A 3,190-nucleotide genomic window follows, 5' to 3' on the forward strand; every position below is an offset into this window, starting at 1 on the left:
AAAGCATTTATAGGTAAAGACTTGAGCCTTTTTTGATTCCCATTGTTATGCGAGGTTTTCAACTCTTCATGCTCAAAAAGTTAGTATTTTGGGCAAACTAAGTATAGAAAAATTAGTGGACAATTCTTACTCCTATCTCCTCTAAATTCCCTATTTATCCTGACTCCTGACTCCTGACTCCTAACTCCCACCCCTACCAAAAAACTTTATTCAGCAAACCCTAAATATCAAAAGTTTTGCTATAGCAAAAAAAGAGTTATAGAGGAAATAAACTCATGATAAATCTTAGACGAGGAATTTTTTTTTCCACTGTTGCCTTTTGCCTATTCCCTGCTATATATATTTTTGGCTGAGGGGTTAGAGAAGTGAAGAAAATTTGCCCAGAAAAATTCAGAACAATATACAGCATATTCCATATTTGATAGTTCAAAAACTACTACTACTTTACTTCATAAACCTGGAATTTGCTCTATATAGAATAAAACTATCATGTCTATAATACCAAATCCCCTTTACAAAAGCTGATTAACTGAAACCGAGCAAATATTTTGTGGACAATACATACAACCGATCTGTATTAATAGTCTATGTAAACCGGATTTGGTATAACTTATAAAACTTCAAACATACTTCTATTATTTCTTTAATCTATTGTTGTGAAAAAGCTTATAAGTCTTTCTCATAGGCTACAAAAATAGTGTATGTATTTCAATTTCTCCTCTACTTCCTATTTCTGATAGGAATTCACTTTAAAGATATCAGAAATAGTTTACAGTTTAGATATGAAATGATTTTCTGAAATTACTGTAATGTCAAAGTTTCGAGCCTATAAAATCTTCATACATAACTTTTGATTTTTACAGCGCTTCCCGTTATTATGAAGTGCAATAGCTGGACTTTTGACGAGGTAAATATTTTTTGCTTGTTGCCCCGTGAGCCCTAAAACTGTCAACATAAGTACCTCATAGCTGCGGAAACTGCTGTAACTTCCCTGAAACGGTATTACTCCTAACTCCCCTACTCTACTACTTCCCTTTTCCCATCATTATCTTGAAGATAGAAATAAACAGCTTTGTCTTGATGGTTTAAATTGATAATTCTCTGAAATATTTGAGTAGCTCGTTCCTTCTGTTGAGAGTAGTAACTAATAACTCCTTGCTCAAATAAAGTTTTAGTTTGTCTTTTAAATTCGATGAGTTCTGGCGGATCTGCATCAAAAAATTCAAACAAAGATACTACATCTTTTTTCCCTTTAACTTTAACTTGACCAAGAAATCTGTAATTATATTTTGTATAATCTTTAAGGGCAAAAAAGGTATCTTGACTAATAATTAAAGAAGCACCATAGACTTTGGTTAAATCTTGTAGACGAGAAGCTAAATTTACAGCATCACTAATTACAGTAGTATCCATTCTATTGATTCCACCAACTGTTCCTAACATTAAGGAACCTGTATTAATTCCAATCCCAATCTTAATAGGTGATTTATTATATCCTTTCCGAAGAATGTTGTATTTATTTAGTTCTAAAAGCATTTCTAAAGCACCTTGAACAGCATCATCAGGGCACCGACCAAATAGTGCCATAATAGCATCACCAATATATTTATCAATAAAACCATAATTAGCAGTAATTAGAGGTTCCATACGAGAAAGATAAGAATTAATAAATTTAAAATTTTCTGCTAAAGTCATGGTTTCTGAAAGAGTAGTAAAAGAGCGAATATCAGAAAATAAAATTGACATCTTCTTTTGTACAGATTCACCCAAGGAAACTTCGACAATACTTTCATGTCCTAAAAATCGGAGAAACTGTTTTGGCACAAAGCGACTGTATGATTGATTAAGTTTAGATAATTCAGTATTTTTAAGTTCTAATTGTTTAGTAAATTGAATCCTTTCTGCTTCGGCTTTTTTTCTTCCTGTAATATCTTGAAAAGTGGCGATCGCATAAATTAGTTTACCACTATCATCAAAGATTGGACTTGCCGATACTTCCACAGGAATTATCTTTTCCCCTTGACGAATTTCCATATTATCAACTCTCGCATTTTCACCTTTTAAAGCTTGAAATATTGGCTGTTGTTCATAAGGATAAAATTTCTCTGTTTTTGCTAAATAAAGTTGATAAATTTCTGGAATTTGCTCTGGAGTAGTTTCGGCTATTATGGCTTTACCAAAGATATTTTGTGCAGTTTGATTAGTGTAGAAAGGTTTACCATCAGCATCCACTACAAATACTCCTACTGGCAAAGTTTCTAAGAATTTTTCTAGTCTTTTTTCACTGTCATATAACTTTTGAGCTGCTTCTATTAAATGTTCCAGTTTGAGAGCATCTTTTAACCTTTGAACATAATTTAGAGTTTTATTAACTGTAATTTCTAAATCTTCTAAATCTATGGGTTTAGTTAAGAAATCAAAGGCTCCTAAATTCATAGCTTTTCTGACAAGAGCTAGATCGCTAGAAGCAGAAATAATTACTGTTTTAAGTGTAGGATGATTAATATCAGAAAGAGTAGATAGTAAGGTAATACCATCCATTTCTGGCATACTAATATCAGTCAATATAATATCTATGTCTGGTTCAGCTTGTAACTGTTCCAGAGCTATTAAACCGTTAGAAGCAAAAATAAATTCTAGGTCTTTTTTTCTAATTTTATTTCTGAACTTTTGGTTGATTATTGATTTAAAGGATGGTTCATCATCCACAACCAGTATTTTTGCTGGCATAGGTTCATTGTAGTTTTAATATTGTATAGCGCTACTTGAATCGGGAATAGGGAATAGGGAATAGGGAATAGTAAACTAATAAAGGGTTTTTCGTATAGGGAAAAGCTCCGCTAACAGGATTTAGAAATGTCCTAACCTTAATCCGTAGTGCTATATTACTAATATATAGCAATTCCCATATTGGTGAAATACAAAATTGACTTGTTTTAGGGAGTAGGGAGCAGTAATTTGGGTTAGGTGGTAATAGAAAAGAAAAAAAACAACTGTACCTGATTCAAGAATTCAGAATTGAGAATTGAGAATTGAGAATTGAGAATTACCTCTTCTTATAAAGAAGAGGATTGGCGCTCAAGGATTTTTTTTCTTCTCTTGGTTGATTGGAGGCTAGCGAGGAGACCTCGCCATCTCTCAACCGCTTTTTTCTCCATGAATGGAGAGGCTTTATATCTTAATTTTTCGG

General features: G+C 32.6%; 1 protein-coding gene. It reads right to left on the bottom strand.

Annotated elements, in window-relative coordinates; all coding sequences use genetic code 11:
- Positions 1 to 1,017: 1,017 nt before the first annotated feature.
- A complete protein-coding gene (locus F6K22_RS36970; protein WP_293109720.1) occupies positions 1,018 to 2,730 on the bottom strand; it encodes a response regulator in 1,713 nt (570 codons plus the stop codon).
- Positions 2,731 to 3,190: the final 460 nt, after the last annotated feature.

Source organism: Okeania sp. SIO2F4 (genome assembly GCF_010672385.1).
GTDB lineage: Bacteria > Cyanobacteriota > Cyanobacteriia > Cyanobacteriales > Microcoleaceae > Trichodesmium.

Bases quoted from the DNA above. Each gene is read 5' to 3' on its own strand.
- F6K22_RS36970 (WP_293109720.1), bottom strand. From the start codon at position 2,730: ATGCCAGCAAAAATACTGGTTGTGGATGATGAACCATCCTTTAAATCA.